Genomic DNA, 15,835 nt, shown 5'->3' on the forward strand with positions numbered 1-15,835 from the left:
CCCCTTGGGGGCGACCTGCGCGTCCGCAAAGGCTCTAAGCCGGAATACCGATCGGCGATCCATCGAAGAGATATGCCGATCCTGCACATCAACAACCAAGCCGATCCGGAACATAGCGGAGCCAGTCTACGGATGGCCGGCAGTTCGGCCTGTCCGGTCAACGATCGGCCAGCGGACGCACGTCTGTTGTCGACTGAACCCGTTACATGTAACATTGCCGCATGGCGAGCATACGGGAGCGGGTACGCGAGCATCGCCGGCGTTTGCGCGAGCAGGGCCTGCGGCCCGTCCAGATCTGGGTGCCCGACGTACGGGCTCCGGAGTTCGTCGCGGAAGCGCACCGCCAGTCGGCTGCCGTCGCGGCGAGCGAGCATGAAGCCGATGACCAGGCATTCGTTGATGCCATCTCAGTCGATTGGGACGAGGCGGAGCCCGGCGAGTGAGGCGGGGCGACATCTACATCGCTGCTGCGCGTGGCGCATACACCGGCAAGCCGAGACCCGTGGTCATCGTCGAGGACGATCGGTTCGACTCGACCGGTTCGGTAACGGTGTGCCCGTTGACGACCAATCCCGTCGAGGCGCCACTTGTCCGGATCGCCGTGCAGCCGACCGACACCACCGGAATCGAAAAGCCAAGTCAAATCATGGTCGACAAGGTCACGACGATGCCGCGGGCAAATGTACGCGACCGCCTCGGCCAACTCACCGATGCCGATCTGGTTCGGCTGGACCGCGCACTTGTGGTATTTCTCGGGCTTGCCGATTGAGCCGGCTCGCTCGGCGGAGCGATGTCGCAAGCGGATCCGTCACCGGGCGTCTCACTCGTCGACCTGGCGGGGTGTTTCGGCGACCCACTCTCCCTTAGGGACGGGTTCTGGATCGATTGGCACTTCGTTGTCCGTGAGCCGTGCGAGAACAACTCGCCAGTGGAGGAGCTCTGCTTCGGTGGCCTTGAGCTCACCACGCACACCGTGGAGGAATTCGAGCGTGTTGTTGCTGGAGTTGGCCTCCATCCTCTGTGTGATGCGTCCGAGCCGTGCGACCCGCGCGGTCAACTGCTGGACGATCGATTCGACCGGTTGTGCAAGCTCTTCGGATCGTGGGAGGGCGGCCGCGAACCGGTCGACAAGCTCGAACGTCGACTCGTACATCTGCTCATGGTGGCAGCTGCGGAACCCCGCAGGAGAACTGTTCCGAAAACGGATGGCTATCCGGATCCGGACATACCATCGATAGATGGGCCGCCGCTCTGTGTTCGACAAGCCTGCGCTCGCGCTCGCGAACGACCTTCAGAGCGTCGGGCGCCCAGACCTGCACCACCGCATCGCCGAGGCTCTTCGGGATGATCCACTCACCGATGATCACGTCGGCGAGGTTCAGGATCGACTGGTCGAGGTTCTGAACGATCCACAGGTCGCCGACCGTGACAAGAACGAGGCGAGACGACTCATCGCCGTTGGTGACGATCTACTCGGTGCGATCGGGCGGTGCGGAGTGGTGCACATGACCTGGCGTCGGATCCCGACCGGCGAGCCCGGACCGGTGCAATGGGCTCGACGTGTTCTTGCCGAGGACGAGGGCATCTACCAAGGCTCCTGGGGCGGCGAGGAATCGTACGAGATGTCTCCGGAGTTCACCTCGCTCGACGAAGCGCTCACGTGGGCACGCGTCCGAGCGCCCTCGGTGATTGTGCGCCCGTGGTGGGACAACGGAACCGAGTACTGGGCCGGTGACGGCCCACCCCCTGAGCGCTATCGCGAGCTCGAGCGTCCTCACTGACTTGGTGCTCCTCGATGTCGTCCCGAAGCCCGATCCTCGATCGGGCGACTACTAACCGAACGTGAAGCGCAGATTCGCGTTGATGAGTTCATTCACTCGCTTGCGCATGCGGACGGTCGTTTCCCTGTCCGGGACTGGTTCATCGACGATCAATGTCCAGCACAGAGTAGCGCTGCCGCGTGGTGGGCCCGTGATGTCGAAGCGGATCCGTGCATCCGGTCGCCACGGCCAGATTGACGTCCAGACGACGAGGTTCGGTTCCACCGCTTCGGCGATCGTGGGACGTTGTTCGTCGTCGTGCAGGATCAGCCACGGACGAACGGGGTCACGCTCAGGGTTGGTGAGGGCTTCGAAAACAAAGCGAGGCGGTGGTGGTTGGGTGCGACGCCGGCTAGCAATCTCGGGCACACCCGAACGATATCCATGCTTCTCAGATTCCGTTCGCCGATCCGCTTGTGGTATCTCATTGACGAGGCTCAGGATAGCGGTCGAATAACCGAGACCCGAAACAGCGCATAAATATCCAGAACAGCTCAAACGGTGTGCCGTTCGAGGCTGCCGATCACTCGTTGGCCGCCTACTTTGTCGGACCAGACCGCGACGGCATCGACGAGTCGAGGGGTCATGAATCCACCGGTATCGCCCCACGGCCACGCCACGTGAGCGCGGGCCACCTGGTCTTGCACGAGGTCGGCAATGCAGACGACGACGGACTCCTCTTCGTCGTCGATTTGGGCGCCACTTCCGCTCATACCTAACCCGCTGGGCCCGCTACCGAGCACCGTCACGTCGCTCAGAAGGAACACGTAACCGCTGTCCGGTTCGTACTCAGCGACCCAGTCGATCTGCTCGATCACACCGCCGTACTGCCGCACGTTCAGATCGCGGCCAATACGACCCAGCGCGTTGACCCACGCATCCGGCAGGTCCGACGAGACCACGTGCACGCCCTGCCGCGCTATCCAGGTGGCCGTCAGCACTTGCTCACCGCGAGAGGCAATGCGGTGAGCCTTGTGGTCAGGATCGTCATCGAAGGTGATGGTCAGCGACGTACTGAATGCACCGGTGCTAAGCCCCTGGGGGCGGCGATACGGTTCTTCACCGACGTACCATGCGTCGGTAGCGACGAAGCCAAATCCGTCCTGGACCCCCTTCCCAGGGAGGCGTTCCCACTCGAAATACACTCGACGACCCGGATCCAAGCCCACGCGAGTCTTCGTCGAAGGCGTCGTCGCATGTATCCAGCAACCACCGGGCGTCTCGGGCGAGTCGATGACGCCCCAGCCCTCGTCGTAGTTCCAGGTCCGCATCGTTCCGATGGTCGGAGGCATAAGTCGATACTGCATCACCACAACAACCGTTCACATGCCAATATTCTTCGCCTCGTAGTGACAGATCCCATTGATGCATCGCTTATCGGACCACGACCTTTCAACTCAGGATTACTGTGTTGGTATGAACTCATCGACTCGTCGAAAGTATGTTTCCGCCGGATAGCCCGGCGACTGCCACCGGTGCTGGGGACTGGTTGGCCCAAGTTTTCGATCTGATGCGCCACATCGAGCGCAATTCTGGGGAGCGCCCACAGTTGGGATGGCCCTTCAAACGTGCACAGGAGTCCCTTACGGGTCGGTCAGTGACGGTTACAGGAGCGTGGGTCGATGTCACGGTCGGTTACCGCTCCGCCGCAGATCTCGGGTCGTTCGCCTCTGACGTGGAGCCGTACGCGATCACCGCCCATGTGCAAGCCTTCCCGGACATGTACCAGGACACCCGCGCCTCCGGTCGCACACTCATGGAGCTCGGAGATGCCGAGGCGGAGGCCTGGGCCCGCACCATGTTCGGCCCACGATGGGCCGACTACGCCTACCAGCTCACCGTCGAAATACCTGACCGGCTCAAACGTCAGATCCCGCCCTACCAGAAGGTGTTCACCCTCCTCGTCGACCGCAACGGCGACCCGATGCTCGCCCCGGACAACTACCGCTGGGGCATGCTGTTCTTCTCCCACTCCGCACCCCGCAAGCTCGAACCATCGCCCGAGAACACCGAACTGCGCACACACCTCGCAACCCGTGGCCCGTACACCGACTCCGAACCTGTCCGAGACCCTCGGACCGATCCGGACGGTGCCTGGAAGATCGACGTCACCGGTGATCCACTCGAGACCCTCACCCCCACGGCTCAGCAAGCGGTGGAGGCTGCGCGGCACCTCTTCCGCCAGCGCGGCGCGGTGAACCCTCACTTCCAGCCCACCCGCCTCGTCGTCGATGGCGCCACACTGCACGTGCACTTCCGGTGGAAGAAGAACCCGAATGTTTTCGCTACCTCTATCCGAATTCCTCAATCCGAGGCGGAGTTCACCAGTCCGCCGGCGCATAACCCGAGTGCTTGGATGTCGGCCGCGGCCCTGACCTACGACGAGGAACTGTCGACCGGACTGCTCCTGCGATCTCGCCGTGAACGCATCGACGGCGTGATTCATTTGTGTGGTCCAGCGCGGAGGGAGCGCGAGGATCTGCCGGGCCGTGAGTTCGGCCTCGGGAGGACTGTGCCCGGTTACGCCGCCGCAAGCTCTCTCCAACGGCTCGGCATGCACGTCGACGACGCCGGCGCCGCGCACCGAGAGGGACTGCTGATCTCCTGGGTGCACGTCTGGCGGAACGATCCGGGTGGATGTGGGTCGGACTACCTTGGACACGCGGTCGCCACCTGGACCGACACCGAATCAGTCGCCTCGGTCGATGTGATCGAGACTCTGCCCGAGGTCCCCGACGATGTAGTGCACCGGCTGGTGATGGCGCTCGTGCATGACGCCGCCGACGCCGGAGCACAACAGATAGTCACCCCACTCGACCACCCGGCGCTGACGGAACTCGGATTCAGCTCCGGCGAGGACGGGAAGCTCACACTCGACGTGACGACCATGCCCTGAGAAATCGATTCGATGAAGGATGGGCGTACGGCACTGGTCATAGTCCCGATGGGCTCGCGGGCAGCGGGTTAATGGTGTCGCTGTCCCAGGTGACCTTTTGAGCAGGGGTCGCGGGGAGCGCTTCGAGTTCGGCGTTGGCGAGAACGGCGTCGACACATTCTGCTGATGCCCCCAGATAGGTCGTCATCAGGTCGATGTCCGTCGCCACACACCAGGCGTGGTCGTCGGGCCACCACAGATGCGCGCTCATCCCTCCCGGAAACTGCTTGTCGGCCCCGAACTGGATATCTGCGAGGTCGATACTTCCCGAGAAGAGGACCATGTCTCGGCTAGGCATGGGCAGCCGAGGGTAGTTCGATGGCGGCGTGATGTAGCCGGATCCTTCCCAGTGGGCGAACCAACAGTGGTCGGGTGTGCCTGTAAATCGTCGGAGGACGTCGGCCAGCGCGCGTGCTGTTCGCACGGGTAGCGACCCCCGACTCGGGGAGTCGTGCCACATACCCTCCTGTTCGCTGGTGTGCCAGCTACCCACGATGGACCCCCATTCCATGACGGGGTGCGCGACGGTGCCATTGGCTTCGGCGACAGCTGCCCAGCGCACGGACTTGTCGTCAAGGGTGCTTGCGGGGTGGAAGATCCGGGCGTACGCCGGGAACACGGGTGGCACCAGGGCGGCGACAGTGTGGTCGAAGTTGTGCACGTGTTCGACGATCCAGGTGCCGGCGGTGGTATCGGCTGCTATTCGGAGGCCACGCTCGGCCCAGTCCTGGCTATCAGTCGTGTCGGGATCCCAGGCCATCGTCCTACTGCACCACATCGCGGAGACCCGTGTACCGACATCACGCGCAGGACTAACCAGCGAAAAGGGAACCATCAGAGGGACAGTCTGGCCGTCAACGCGCTTGCGGGCAGGTGGTTCCGCAAGCGGATCCGCTTCCGGGGGACAGACATCCGGTTGCCGCCGCCTCGTTCTGATGCCGGCGCCGGTGGTTGCTCCCCGGCGGGTCTAGTCCGGGATGCCGATCAGTTGGTGATGGGCGAGTTCGCGGTAGAGCTCGCTGGTGCTGAGCAGCTCGTTGTGGGTGCCGACCGCGTGGACCCGCCCGTGGTCGAGGACGATGATCTGGTCGGCGTTCTTCACCGTCGCGAGCCGGTGCGCGACGATGACGACGGTCTGATCGGCTCCGGTGGCCTCGAGCGCGGTCTGGAAGATTTCCTCGTTGCGACTGTCCAGGCTCGACGTCGGCTCGTCCAACAGCAGCAGCGGTGGCCGGGCGAGCAGTGTGCGGGCGATCGCCAACCGTTGCCGCTCACCACCGGACAGGAGGACGCCGTGCTCACCGATCTGCGCGTCCAAGCCCTCGGCCTCGGTGTCGATCCGGTCGCGCAGGTTGACCGTGCCTAGGGCCGCCCAGCACTCCAGATCCGTCACCTCCGGGGCGGCGAGGGTGAGGTTCTCCCGGACCGTGCCCGAGATCGCGGGCGCGTTCTGTTCCACGTACCCCAGCTGCGAACGCAGCACGGTCCGCGGCAGAGCGGTGACGTCCGCCCCGGCCAGTTCGATACTGCCCCCGTCGAGGTCGTAGAACCGTTCGATGAGGGCGAGGAGGGTGGATTTGCCGGCACCGGAGAGTCCGACGATCGCGGTCCGGGAGCCGCGTGCGACAGTGAAGCTCACCGAGTCGAGGACGAGATGGTTCGGGCGGTACCCGAACCGGACGTCGCGGAATTGGACCATCGGCGCCGCCGACGGTGCGGGGAGTGCGGAGTGGGTGATGATGTCGGTGGCGTCCTCGGCGGGAATCTGCTCGATGTCGGAGATGCGTTGCAGGGCACCGAGGGCGGCGGCAAGAGACTGCACCGCGGTGAAGGCGGTGTTCACCGGGCCCATGAACAACAGCATGAACAAGATGAACGTGACCAGTTCGGCGACGGTCAGATGCCCGGTGGCCACCCGGTAACCGCCGACCCCGAGGACGACGAGCAGCGAGGCGTGGCCGGTGGTCTGCCGGAGCGGCTCGATCGCGGCGCCGGACCGCGCCGCAGAGATGCCGGCGTCGAACGCTGATCGGACCCGGTCGCCGAGCCGGGCCTGCGCGCGGTCGGTGGCCCCGTTGGCGCGGATGACGCTGATCGCCGACAGGGTCTGGTTCAGATCGCCGGTCAGGTCCCCGAGCCGGGACTGGGTTTCGAACGTCAACGCTCTCAGCCGCCGGGTGATGTGAAGTGACGCTGCGACCACGATCGCGACGACGAGGACGGTGACCCCGGCCAGGACCGGGTCGAGCAGCATCATCGCGGTCAGCGCACCGACCAGGACGAGGATCCCGCCGAGGGGCTCGACCACACCGTCGGTAAGCGCGGCACGCAGCAGGGTGGTGTCCGAGGCGACCCGGGAGACCAGGTCCCCGACGTGGCGGCTGCGGTACTCGCTCATCGGCAGCCGCAGCAGGTGTCTGATCAGCTCGGTGCGGGCGGTGAGCACCACGCTCTCCGCGGTCCGTTGCAGCAGGTAGTACTGGATCGTGGCGAGGACCGCACCGGCGGCGAGGAGGCCGACCAGCGCCCACACCAGGTCGCTGAGCGGCCCGCCGTCTCCGACGGCGGTGATGATCCGGCCCACCAGCACCGGTTGCACCAGACTCAGTCCGGCTGCGGCAACGGAGAACACCGCTGCCGCCCCGAGCAACCGGCGATGCTCACGCACATACGGCCACAACGCCCGCATACCTCCCCGTTCGGTGGTGCCTGCGTTTCCTCCCTGCGGATCCATCCGTACCCCCCAACCCCAGAAACAAGTTCCGCCATCATATTTGGCCCGGACCCGAATCTCTGGTTGACCGATCGGCTCGGGGTGCAGCGACCGTGTGGGGATCTGACCGGTTGTCCATCCGTCATCGGTAGCGCGGGTTCGCCCGGTGGGCGTCTTGCGGGACAAGTGGTTCGTAAGTGCGAGAGAATTCGAAGATGACGAGGTCGGATTCCGAGGAGAACCGGTCAGACCCGGGGCTGGTTCGGCTCGGCTCTCTCGATGTCGATCCGGCGGCACTCGAGGGGCCCGGTTCGTCGCTGTGGGACCTGATCGGTGGCCGCCAGCTCACCTTTCGCTCTCCTGATGACCTGCTCGATCTCCCTCGTCAGGGTTGGCGACCGATCTTCCCCAGCTGGGAGTTCATCGACAACCCGCGAGACGTCTTCGCCGCGCCGCACCCACACCAGCGAAATGGGTGGGTACTGGTGTGCCTGCACTGGATCGGAGAAGCCTGGACCGTCAGCACCGATCCCGGGCCGGTCCCGCTGCGGCGGCCCTGCGCGGCCCGGCGGGCAGGCCTGGAACTGCGGTGGCCAGCCGAGCAAACCGCCACGGTTGGCACACTGCCCGAAGTGCCGATCGATCTGCTCAATACCGCCGACCACGTTTGGACGAACGACGTCGGCGATCACATGACCGTCCGCGGGTGGGTGCTCGGACCGGACGGCGAACGGCTGGGAACCGGCCTGATGCTTTTCGCCCACGCACCTCCACTGCCCGACCTCGCCCCGGGCGGCCGCATGTCCCTGCAAGTCAACCTGGGATCGGACATCGAGGCGCTAGCGGCTGGGCGCTACCGGGTGGTCGCCGAACTGCTCGACCTGCAGTTGCAGTCACCTCCGGGCACGCTCGTCCTGACGGAGCCCGACGACACCAGATGTTGACCCGCTTAGTTCGGCATGGGGATGATGTGGCGACGCAGATCATCCGGGTCAGGGAGCGTGAGTTCGACTGTGGTGGCGGACAACCCCACCTGCGGCCATGCGACGAGGTACCGCAGGAGGGTCGAGCGAGGAAGTTCGCTCGTGGTGTACAAGAACTCGCGCCGGAACACGCCGGGCTTCGATCGTGCGGCGGTGCTGCGGCGGGGAAATGGTTGCTCGGTCGAGTCGTCGGCGGCGCTGAACCGGAAGGCCACCCCCAGGACCGGGTGGGGGTTCGGGCGTCCGGTAACCGGGTCGATCTCGGCCGGCGCCATGTACTGGCGGTCGGCGACGTCGGCATGCGCGCCGGTCGCGATGACCATCACGGCGATTTCGAGCCCACCCTTGTAGGCGATGATCGTGCGTAGCCCGACCTGTAAGCCCGGGCTACGCGCCAGGACAGTGGGTCCGTGCGCGATGGCGCCGAGGTCGGGTGTTTCCGGTGGAAGCATCCCTATGTGCCACGACATGGCTCTCCTGATGTGGACCCAGATCGACGGCGGCGCACACCCGAAAACCATCCCAGAGACGCAATGCCGACCCGAATAGGCATGGTCAGGAGGTTAGCCTCACCGCCGCCACCACAGCCGCGAAACTCGGCAGATGGTCCCATTGACGGATCCCTCACCGGTCGGTCCGTTGACAGGCCAGAGGGGGTGACATGATCTGATGATGAGGGTTGTCCGGGCGATGTGGATTCTGTTGGCATCCTTCGCTGCTGCACTCGGCGTCTTCGTGGCGTCGCAGCCGATGTTCCAGATCACGTCCTGTGAGATCGGGGTCTTCCCTGCGCAAGGGGTGAATACCTGGGCGGAGTGCGAGGCGTCCATTGCCGACCAATATGGTTACCTCCTCACCTCCGGATTGCTCGCAATCCCACCGCTGCTGTGCTTGGCGCCCGCATTGATGCCGCGGCGCGGCATCGCGTGGCTCGTGGCCGTGGTTCTGCTGCTTGTCTCGGTTCAATGGCTTCTTGCGCTGCGGCCGACGCTCGTCATCCTCGGTTTCTATATCCCGGTGGCGCTGGCAGCTCTCCTGTTGTCGGCGGTCCACCAATGGGTCGGTGGGCGCCTTGCCTCTGTGCGACGCCAGCTTGAGGGCGATTCGAATTCGGCGGATCGAACTGTGCACTGATACGTCGACGGAACTGCGGTACAGCTTCTCGCGACCGGATACAGATCCGCTTGCGGGAGCATCGCGGATGAGTCCCGCGCACAACGCTGCAGTGCAGAACCTACGTGAACGCACCTGCAATGTGTGGCACCGTTGTGCGATGACCGATGGAACCGTGAGAGGCGATGCTCCTGACGAGATCGCCGCTATCAAAGCGATCCTCCATACCTCCACAGAAGAGCAGGTTCTCGAACTCCTCCGATCGACCCCCGCCAGCTCGGTGCTCGAGCAGTGGACCCGAATCGCGTCCTGGTTACGAACCAATCTCTCGCATCCGGCGCTCGTCGGAGCCACTGACGAGCAGATAGCGGACGCCGAGCAGGCCACGGCCGTTTGGACGAGCGAGCTCCGAGAATTCTATCGATTGATCAACGGATTCCCACGAGAGAACTGGATTTCGCTTTTTCCCCGCCATGAGCTGCTGTCGCTTGATCGCGTTGTTGCCGATCACCATCGCAGGGTGGAGGGCGCGACAATCGCGTACTACGGGCCTCCAGTGTCCCCTGACAAGTTCGCGAAAGAGCCCGCAGGTTCACCGTCCGAGGTGTTTCTGTCAGCGTTCATCCCTATAGGAAACGCAGACAGTGACCACCTTTTCGTTGACACGCGGCCAGGACCGCTACATGGCTGTGTCAACGAATGGCCCCGTGAAGATTGGGCATGGGAACCGCCCCTCTGGCTCTCCCTGAGCTCGATGTTGGCCGACCTGGCAACAAGCCTCGAACGCACCAGCGCACTCAAAGTCCGGCGCACACAATGGGTGCCGTCTATCGTCGACGAACGGTTGGCATGGAACCCGGCGGTGTAGCCGATCGGTGGTGGCTGCACCGCCGTAAGCCGATCGGCGAAAGGGACCGCGGACACTCAGGACAACGAACGAGCCCAACTGACTGACTCGAACAGCTCCCGCATGCTGTGTTCCTGGCTGTCACGGGTGCCGGGATCGGACACCCACGTCTTGTACAAACCCGGAGCAGCGCGGTTGATCTGCACCTCTCGCGAGTTGTACGCATCATCCGCAGACAGCGGGCCCACGTCGGCAATTAGCTCTGCACACAGAACCGGGTGCAGCAGGCCGTCCGTCACACGGGAAGACAGGAGCCGCACCCAGACGTTCATGCCGGCCTCCCGCCGGTCCATCCGCGGCGCCCCGAGAGGATCGAGAATCGCCCATCGACGTTCGGCACGGTTCTCATGGGTAAGACCCGACGTCGCATCGAGAACGATTTTTCCGACTCGGGTATCGAGACCGTGGGCGAACTCGGTTGGCTCCCGTGCGATGGCCTTGCTGAAGTACTCGAGTTGGTCCAGCCCGGAGCGTGGCCCGCCTTCTCTGAGGGGGTAGCCGGACAGATCCATCAGGAGGTTGTCGACGGCGTCCCGGAGAAACGGATCCTGAGCAGATGGTGTTCGAAGCCGACGTGCCTCGGCGAGGGTGATAACGCCCTGCAGGAGAAATTTTTCCACCATTCGCTGGTCCTCACGCATCAACCAGCTCATGCCACTCCAGCGGGATCGGTCTCGGTGCGCGCCCCCATCGCCACAGTGTAAGAGCCGACAGGTATCGGCACGTCCGATAGCCGAACGTTGATCGGCACGTCTCCGGAAGCGGGTCGTTGATCGAGACTCCCTGAGCTGCGCGTTCCCGTTTGACCCGTCCGGTGATGATTTTGCTTTCGGGGCGTCAATCGGGACACCCGAACGATCTGGAGCCGCGCATTCGGGGCGGTCAACGGCGGTCCGTTGACCCCCGATTCTGAAAGTGGGCGCGTCTCACAACGGTGGCTGATCCGCCACCGGCCCGCCACTCACCGTGAGATTCCGACTGATGGTCGTGCCACGGTTCTGGAGACCCTACACTCAGTCGAACTTCGAATTGTGATGCGCGATGACTTCCCGTGCGACGCCGGTGAGCTTGATGTTCATGTCCTGTGACGTCTTGCGCAACAGGTCGAAAGCCCGGTCCTCCGAGATGTCGTGGAACGCCATCAACAGCCCGATGGCTTTCCCGATCTCGCGGTTGCTCGCGAGGCCGTCGCGAAGCGTCTGCGCTTCCTGGTGTTCGTGGAGCGCTGTCAACGTCACCGCCGCGAACGCCGTGATCAGAATCGCTTGGTCGATCGATTCGTCGGTGAGTTCTCCGGGGTTGTCCGCGAACAGGTTGAGTGCGCCGACCTTCCGCCCACGGATGAGGAGCCGGAACCCTGCGGCACCTCGGACGGGCGTCTCGGCGATAGTCCGCCGGGCGAGCCGCGGCCATTGCGTCGAACGCGCGAGTTCGGTTTCTACCTGCGGTGCGTCATTCTCGATCGCATCGAGGCAGGGCCCTTCCTGCTCGGCTCGCTCGAGGGCGTCGACGTGCGCTGCGACCTCGTCGCTCGCCGCCACGGTGATGTGGCGATCATTCTGCTTCAGCATGAGGCTGGCATGCGCACACCCGGGGACAAGAGTGGCCGCGGCATCGCAGATGGCCCGGTAGACGTGATCGAAGTCGTCGCCGTTGTACACCATCTCTGCCAACTTCGCGAAGACGGCGCCGGGACCGTCGTCTCCCATACGTGCCGTCCCCGAAGGATCATCCGACATGACTCGCCTCCCGAGGTGCGACAACGCGACGTGAACCGGGCGCCGCGGTTCCCGCGACGTCCGCACAATTCTGCCAGAACGGCGACAACCGCCGGTGGCTCGACCGCTGCCGTCGCTGCGACAAATGGGGGCTATCGAACACAGTTTCGAACACCTCGCAACGGTCATCCCGGGGTGTGCGGTGCGAGCGGTCTTCGCCGATGTCGCGAGTATCCGTGCGGACCGCAGGGCTCGGAAACTTCCGCGGTCCGAGTGGGATCGGGGTATTGCGTTGGTGCGCAGGGAGTCTTCGAACCGCGGCGGCCGGCATCTGGGGTTCGCGCATCCGCGAGCGTCGTGAGGCCACTCTGCCGGAGCACCGTGTAACACCGCTGCGGCGTTGCGCGACTTGTCTGTTAACGCGTTGACACCTACTCGGGTGTTCGGCACGCGCCACGAACGGATGGGGTAGACCATGGAACGTCGCGTTTCAGCACGCAAGGTCGCGCATCGACGGAGGATCGCAGGCAGTCTGGTCGCCCCTGGCGCCCTGGGACTGGCGGCACTGCTCGCGACACCATGGTCGAACCCCGGCTCACCCGCCACGACGGCGACAGCGTTGACGGCAGCGGCCTCGAATGCGTGCTACGACATGGTCAGCATCGCCGTGGCCGGCCGCGGCGACAGTCCGAGGCCGGGTACACACCAGATGCTCGTGGCACCGGACGGCACGCCGCTTCCTGCGTCGTACTCGAGCAACTACACCAGCCCCTGGATCGATGAAGTGGTGAACGCGCCGCAGCAATCCGTCGGCGGTGGGTCCTACGCCGCGGTGTACATCGAGTACCCGGCGAACATGAACTCCTACGAGGACGCGGTGAACGCCGGCGTCGACAACACCGAAACCGTCATGCGCTCCATTCACGCGTCGTGCCCGGACACGAAGTTCTCGATTGTCGGCTACAGCGAAGGCGCCGACGTCGCGAGACGCGTTGCGATGGAAGTCGGGAACCAGGACGGCGAGGACGGCTCGTACGACATTCTGGATCCCGCTTCCGTCGTCGGCGTCGTCATCCTGGCGGACGCCGGCCGCACTCTCGGTGAAGGAGCATTTCCGGGCGCCGAGAACGAATTCCGCAATCCCGACGGCTTCGATCTCGCCTACCAGTCCGGTCAGACCGGCACACCCGGACGAGGTGCACTGCCCGGGACGTCCGGCAGTTTCGGCGCGTTGGACGGCAAGGTGGCATCGTTCTGCTCGGAAGGAGATCTGACCTGCTCCGCTCCCGAGAACATTGCGCTGCTGCAACTCGCAATCAACGTGGGACGCCAGTTGAACGTCGACGCGTTGCAGAAGGAGGGTCTGACGCCGGCGACGGGACAGGATCTCGCGGTGGTGATCGGGCAGATCGCTCTCGCCGCGTTCGCGGACATCCAGTCGCAGGACAATTGGATGCAGTCCGACGAGACGTTCCTCGACGTGTTGGTCAAGGTGTCGGATCCGGCGTACAAGCCCACCGAACCCGTTGCGGTGCAGTCCGACACGTCGGCCGGTCCGATCTCGTCCAATCAGGCGGTCGACCTGGTCTACCTGCCCGCGAAGGTGCGGAACGAAATCATCGGGTTCATCGCGGACAACCAGAACACGATCCAGGTGGCGATGAGCGATCCGTACCAGCAGACGTTGGGGGAGGGGACCGGCCACCACTTCGACTATTGGCGTGACGCGAATGCCGGGAACGGAAAACCGCTGACGTCTGCCCAGTACGCAGCGGCCTGGCTGACGCACCTGGCGCAGGAAGCGGAAAAGGGCGAGGCGCGCACGGCCGCGACTGCGCAGTCGACAGCGACACTCGCCGCCGCCTCGACGACGGACGCGGAAGCGGCGCAGGTCGCACCCACCACAACAGCCGCCGAGAAGCAGCCCTCGCCGGCCGGCAGCACGGTGGGTGCAACCACGACGAGCACCCGCTCAGCGGCACCCACGACGGTCGCCTCCACGACATCGCCGGAACCCACGACCGCCGTGGAGGTGGCCGCAGTAACCACGACGCCGCCGTCTGTGCCGCAGGCCGTCTCGGAATCCTCCGCAGCCGCGACCATCACGGCCGAACCGACGACGACCACCGCTGCGGAGTCGGTGACCACCATCACGCCGGTCGTCACCACGACGACTGCGCAACCTGCGGGGTGAAGCGCTCAGCCTGGGCCGGCTTCGCGTGCCGCCCGTTCGACGCGGGCTCGGTAGCTCTCCCACCACGTGCGCTCGACTGTGGGCAGGTTGTCGTTGTCCGCCCTCAGCCCAGCGGTTCCGTCGACGAGTTCGCGGACGATGTCGGCGTGGCCCGCGTGCCGGTGAGTCTCGGCGATCACGTGTACGAGAATCCGATGCAGTGTGACGTCGCGGCGGTCTTCCGGCCAGTGCGGTATCCGCCCGGGCGCGTCGAGCGGCAACGCCCGGACGGTGGCATCGGCGTGCTCCCACGCCCGGCGGTACAGGCCGACGACGTAGTCGCGGGACTCGTCGGCCGTCGCCCACATGTCCACGTTGTCTTCGGCGTCGTCGGTCACCCACGGTGGGAAGTCCGCGGATCGGCCGAAGGGCTCACCGAAATAGCCGATCTCGACGCCGGTCAGGTGTTTGACCAGCCCCAGTAGGTTCGTGCCGGTCGCGGTCATCGGTCGGCGGATGTCGTACTCGGACAACCCGCCCAGCTTCCACAGCAGAGCATCGCGGGCGGTCTGGAGGTAGTCGTGGAGGTCCGCCTTCGGATCGGTCAATGCGCTTCCTGGTCCGTCACGGCATTCCTTCTGTGCTCGAGCGGCGATCGGGTGTGGTCAGTCGGTGTCGGCGTCTGCGGAGTCGTCCGTCAACTCGGGCGCGTTCTCTCTCGTGGCCATGCCACCGTCCTTGCCGTGATCGGCTGGGCCCGGGCGCCCGCCTTTGGGCTCGTCCCTCTCGTCGTGTGTGCTCTCGGACACGATCACTCTCTCCTTCCGCTGCCCCCGCTTCGCCTACCCGGAAGCCGTGAGACCGAAACGCGGGGCTCACCGATGCCGCGACTGCAGGACTGCGGCGAAACCCCAGAGTCCGCAGAACATCACCAGCGCGACAGCGGCGGCGACGCCTCCCGCGAGAGGTGAGATCACGAAGCTGAAGATCAACGCCACCACACCGATCAGTGCCAGGCCGAGGGTGGCGATACCGCAGATCGCGAGACGATGCGAGGCCGCGACGAGCTCGGGGAGTGCGTGCCTGCGGAAGAGCATGCGGTGCAGACCGACGGGCGCGACGAGCAGCATCGTCGACGTCACCGACAGGGCGACCGTCGCCAGATAGATGCCCACCTCGCTGTCTGTGAGGTCCTCGAAACGTTGCTGGAACGGCAGCGTCAGCAGGAATCCGGTGAGCAGCTGCACACCGGTCTGCACGACGCGCAGTTCCTGGAGAAGACCACTCCAGTTCCGGTCGAGCCGTTGAGTCCCGGTCTCGTGGCGGGCGCGGAAGTTCCAGTCGGCATCGTCGCGATCCGACCCTCGACTGTCCATCCCTTACGAATACCCCATTGCGGGTGCGAGACCACTGATTCGCGCGAAATCCGTTGCCGTCGATGCGCGGTTCGAGGACGTGGCGGACGCCGAAGAG

General features: G+C 64.9%; 19 protein-coding genes and 1 pseudogene. 9 read left to right on the forward strand and 11 right to left on the reverse strand.

Annotation, left to right across the window (positions count from 1 at the left end):
- Window positions 1-221 precede the first annotated feature (221 nt).
- Together ACFTZB_RS30540 and ACFTZB_RS30545 are read left to right on the forward strand one after the other, a co-directional pair.
- A complete protein-coding gene (locus ACFTZB_RS30540) occupies window positions 222-443 on the forward strand; it encodes an antitoxin MazE family protein (protein WP_378437157.1) in 222 nt (73 codons plus the stop codon).
- On the forward strand, window positions 440-769 hold the full coding sequence (locus ACFTZB_RS30545; RefSeq protein ID WP_378437159.1) for a type II toxin-antitoxin system PemK/MazF family toxin: 330 nt from the start codon (window positions 440-442) through the stop codon (window positions 767-769). Before ACFTZB_RS30540 ends, ACFTZB_RS30545 begins: the two co-directional genes overlap by 4 nt.
- 51 nt (window positions 770-820) lie before the next feature.
- Here ACFTZB_RS30545 and ACFTZB_RS30550 read toward each other — a convergent pair whose 3' ends face one another.
- Window positions 821-1,153, reverse strand: a complete 333-nt coding sequence (locus ACFTZB_RS30550; RefSeq protein ID WP_378437161.1) for a hypothetical protein — start codon at window positions 1,151-1,153, stop codon at window positions 821-823.
- A gap of 85 nt (window positions 1,154-1,238) precedes the next feature.
- Between ACFTZB_RS30550 and ACFTZB_RS30555 the strand changes: the two genes are divergently transcribed.
- Entirely contained in the window at window positions 1,239-1,781 is a 543-nt protein-coding gene (locus ACFTZB_RS30555) for a hypothetical protein (protein WP_378437163.1), read from the forward strand.
- 51 nt (window positions 1,782-1,832) lie between these two features.
- On the opposite strand, the gene ACFTZB_RS30560 is transcribed toward ACFTZB_RS30555, so the two are convergent.
- Both ACFTZB_RS30560 and ACFTZB_RS30565 read right to left on the reverse strand, forming a co-directional pair.
- Window positions 1,833-2,189: a hypothetical protein gene (locus ACFTZB_RS30560; RefSeq protein ID WP_378437165.1), complete on the reverse strand. Its 357-nt coding sequence runs from the start codon at window positions 2,187-2,189 to the stop codon at window positions 1,833-1,835.
- 125 nt (window positions 2,190-2,314) lie between these two features.
- Window positions 2,315-3,091, reverse strand: a complete 777-nt coding sequence (locus ACFTZB_RS30565) for a hypothetical protein (protein ID WP_378437167.1) — start codon at window positions 3,089-3,091, stop codon at window positions 2,315-2,317.
- A gap of 326 nt (window positions 3,092-3,417) precedes the next feature.
- On the opposite strand from ACFTZB_RS30565, the gene ACFTZB_RS30570 reads away from it, so the two are divergent.
- Complete coding sequence (locus ACFTZB_RS30570; protein ID WP_378437169.1) at window positions 3,418-4,716, forward strand: hypothetical protein; 1,299 nt, start codon at window positions 3,418-3,420, stop codon at window positions 4,714-4,716.
- 37 nt (window positions 4,717-4,753) lie between these two features.
- Here the strand turns inward: ACFTZB_RS30570 and ACFTZB_RS30575 are convergent, their stop codons facing one another.
- Together ACFTZB_RS30575 and ACFTZB_RS30580 are read right to left on the reverse strand one after the other, a co-directional pair.
- Window positions 4,754-5,515, reverse strand: a complete 762-nt coding sequence (locus ACFTZB_RS30575; protein WP_378437171.1) for a hypothetical protein — start codon at window positions 5,513-5,515, stop codon at window positions 4,754-4,756.
- Window positions 5,516-5,722: 207 nt separating this feature from the next.
- Window positions 5,723-7,489 carry an ABC transporter ATP-binding protein gene (locus ACFTZB_RS30580; protein WP_378437173.1) on the reverse strand — a complete coding sequence of 589 codons (1,767 nt, stop codon included), beginning with the start codon at window positions 7,487-7,489 and terminating at the stop codon, window positions 5,723-5,725.
- A gap of 194 nt (window positions 7,490-7,683) precedes the next feature.
- Between ACFTZB_RS30580 and ACFTZB_RS30585 the strand changes: the two genes are divergently transcribed.
- The gene (locus ACFTZB_RS30585) at window positions 7,684-8,412 is read left to right on the forward strand and encodes a hypothetical protein (RefSeq protein ID WP_378437176.1); all 729 of its coding nucleotides are present in this window, start codon (window positions 7,684-7,686) and stop codon (window positions 8,410-8,412) included.
- Window positions 8,413-8,417: 5 nt separating this feature from the next.
- Here ACFTZB_RS30585 and ACFTZB_RS30590 read toward each other — a convergent pair whose 3' ends face one another.
- Complete coding sequence (locus ACFTZB_RS30590; RefSeq protein WP_378437177.1) at window positions 8,418-8,921, reverse strand: hypothetical protein; 504 nt, start codon at window positions 8,919-8,921, stop codon at window positions 8,418-8,420.
- A gap of 220 nt (window positions 8,922-9,141) precedes the next feature.
- On the opposite strand from ACFTZB_RS30590, the gene ACFTZB_RS30595 reads away from it, so the two are divergent.
- A complete protein-coding gene (locus ACFTZB_RS30595) occupies window positions 9,142-9,585 on the forward strand; it encodes a hypothetical protein (RefSeq protein ID WP_378437179.1) in 444 nt (147 codons plus the stop codon).
- A gap of 139 nt (window positions 9,586-9,724) precedes the next feature.
- Entirely contained in the window at window positions 9,725-10,432 is a 708-nt protein-coding gene (locus ACFTZB_RS30600) for an SMI1/KNR4 family protein (RefSeq protein ID WP_378437181.1), read from the forward strand.
- 56 nt (window positions 10,433-10,488) lie between these two features.
- Here the strand turns inward: ACFTZB_RS30600 and ACFTZB_RS30605 are convergent, their stop codons facing one another.
- Together ACFTZB_RS30605 and ACFTZB_RS30610 are read right to left on the reverse strand one after the other, a co-directional pair.
- The gene (locus ACFTZB_RS30605) at window positions 10,489-11,124 is read right to left on the reverse strand and encodes a hypothetical protein (RefSeq protein WP_378437183.1); all 636 of its coding nucleotides are present in this window, start codon (window positions 11,122-11,124) and stop codon (window positions 10,489-10,491) included.
- Window positions 11,125-11,484: 360 nt separating this feature from the next.
- Window positions 11,485-12,210 (reverse strand): GAF and ANTAR domain-containing protein, encoded by a 726-nt coding sequence (locus ACFTZB_RS30610; protein ID WP_378437185.1) that lies wholly within the window; start codon window positions 12,208-12,210, stop codon window positions 11,485-11,487.
- A gap of 124 nt (window positions 12,211-12,334) precedes the next feature.
- Between ACFTZB_RS30610 and ACFTZB_RS30615 the strand changes: the two are divergent.
- A pseudogene (locus tag ACFTZB_RS30615) lies at window positions 12,335-12,532 on the forward strand (hypothetical protein); the annotation flags it as partial.
- A 132-nt stretch (window positions 12,533-12,664) separates the two neighbouring features.
- Window positions 12,665-14,383: a cutinase family protein gene (locus ACFTZB_RS30620; RefSeq protein ID WP_378437187.1), complete on the forward strand. Its 1,719-nt coding sequence runs from the start codon at window positions 12,665-12,667 to the stop codon at window positions 14,381-14,383.
- A 5-nt stretch (window positions 14,384-14,388) separates the two neighbouring features.
- On the opposite strand, the gene ACFTZB_RS30625 is transcribed toward ACFTZB_RS30620, so the two are convergent.
- The 3 genes from ACFTZB_RS30625 to ACFTZB_RS30635 all read right to left on the reverse strand — a co-directional run bounded on the left by ACFTZB_RS30625 (window position 14,389) and on the right by ACFTZB_RS30635 (window position 15,738).
- Window positions 14,389-14,970, reverse strand: coding sequence for a DinB family protein (locus ACFTZB_RS30625; protein WP_378437189.1), 582 nt, complete (start codon window positions 14,968-14,970; stop codon window positions 14,389-14,391).
- 57 nt (window positions 14,971-15,027) lie between these two features.
- Window positions 15,028-15,171 carry a hypothetical protein gene (locus tag ACFTZB_RS30630; RefSeq protein ID WP_378437193.1) on the reverse strand — a complete coding sequence of 48 codons (144 nt, stop codon included), beginning with the start codon at window positions 15,169-15,171 and terminating at the stop codon, window positions 15,028-15,030.
- Window positions 15,172-15,237: 66 nt separating this feature from the next.
- On the reverse strand, window positions 15,238-15,738 hold the full coding sequence (locus ACFTZB_RS30635; protein ID WP_378437191.1) for a DUF6328 family protein: 501 nt from the start codon (window positions 15,736-15,738) through the stop codon (window positions 15,238-15,240).
- Window positions 15,739-15,835 lie beyond the last annotated feature (97 nt).

The organism is Rhodococcus sp. NPDC057014 (genome assembly GCF_042673295.1).
GTDB lineage: Bacteria > Actinomycetota > Actinomycetes > Mycobacteriales > Mycobacteriaceae > Rhodococcus_F.

Coding starts and splice junctions, on each gene's coding strand:
- ACFTZB_RS30540 (WP_378437157.1), top strand. CDS start 222: ATGGCGAGCATACGGGAGCGGGTACGCGAGCATCGCCGGCGTTTGCGC.
- ACFTZB_RS30550 (WP_378437161.1), bottom strand. CDS start 1,153: ATGTACGAGTCGACGTTCGAGCTTGTCGACCGGTTCGCGGCCGCCCTC.
- ACFTZB_RS30555 (WP_378437163.1), top strand. CDS start 1,239: ATGGGCCGCCGCTCTGTGTTCGACAAGCCTGCGCTCGCGCTCGCGAAC.
- ACFTZB_RS30565 (WP_378437167.1), bottom strand. CDS start 3,091: ATGCGGACCTGGAACTACGACGAGGGCTGGGGCGTCATCGACTCGCCC.
- ACFTZB_RS30575 (WP_378437171.1), bottom strand. CDS start 5,515: ATGGCCTGGGATCCCGACACGACTGATAGCCAGGACTGGGCCGAGCGT.
- ACFTZB_RS30580 (WP_378437173.1), bottom strand. CDS start 7,489: ATGGATCCGCAGGGAGGAAACGCAGGCACCACCGAACGGGGAGGTATG.
- ACFTZB_RS30585 (WP_378437176.1), top strand. CDS start 7,684: ATGACGAGGTCGGATTCCGAGGAGAACCGGTCAGACCCGGGGCTGGTT.
- ACFTZB_RS30590 (WP_378437177.1), bottom strand. CDS start 8,921: ATGTCGTGGCACATAGGGATGCTTCCACCGGAAACACCCGACCTCGGC.
- ACFTZB_RS30595 (WP_378437179.1), top strand. CDS start 9,142: ATGTGGATTCTGTTGGCATCCTTCGCTGCTGCACTCGGCGTCTTCGTG.
- ACFTZB_RS30600 (WP_378437181.1), top strand. CDS start 9,725: ATGACCGATGGAACCGTGAGAGGCGATGCTCCTGACGAGATCGCCGCT.
- ACFTZB_RS30605 (WP_378437183.1), bottom strand. CDS start 11,124: ATGAGCTGGTTGATGCGTGAGGACCAGCGAATGGTGGAAAAATTTCTC.
- ACFTZB_RS30610 (WP_378437185.1), bottom strand. CDS start 12,210: ATGTCGGATGATCCTTCGGGGACGGCACGTATGGGAGACGACGGTCCC.
- ACFTZB_RS30620 (WP_378437187.1), top strand. CDS start 12,665: ATGGAACGTCGCGTTTCAGCACGCAAGGTCGCGCATCGACGGAGGATC.
- ACFTZB_RS30635 (WP_378437191.1), bottom strand. CDS start 15,738: ATGGACAGTCGAGGGTCGGATCGCGACGATGCCGACTGGAACTTCCGC.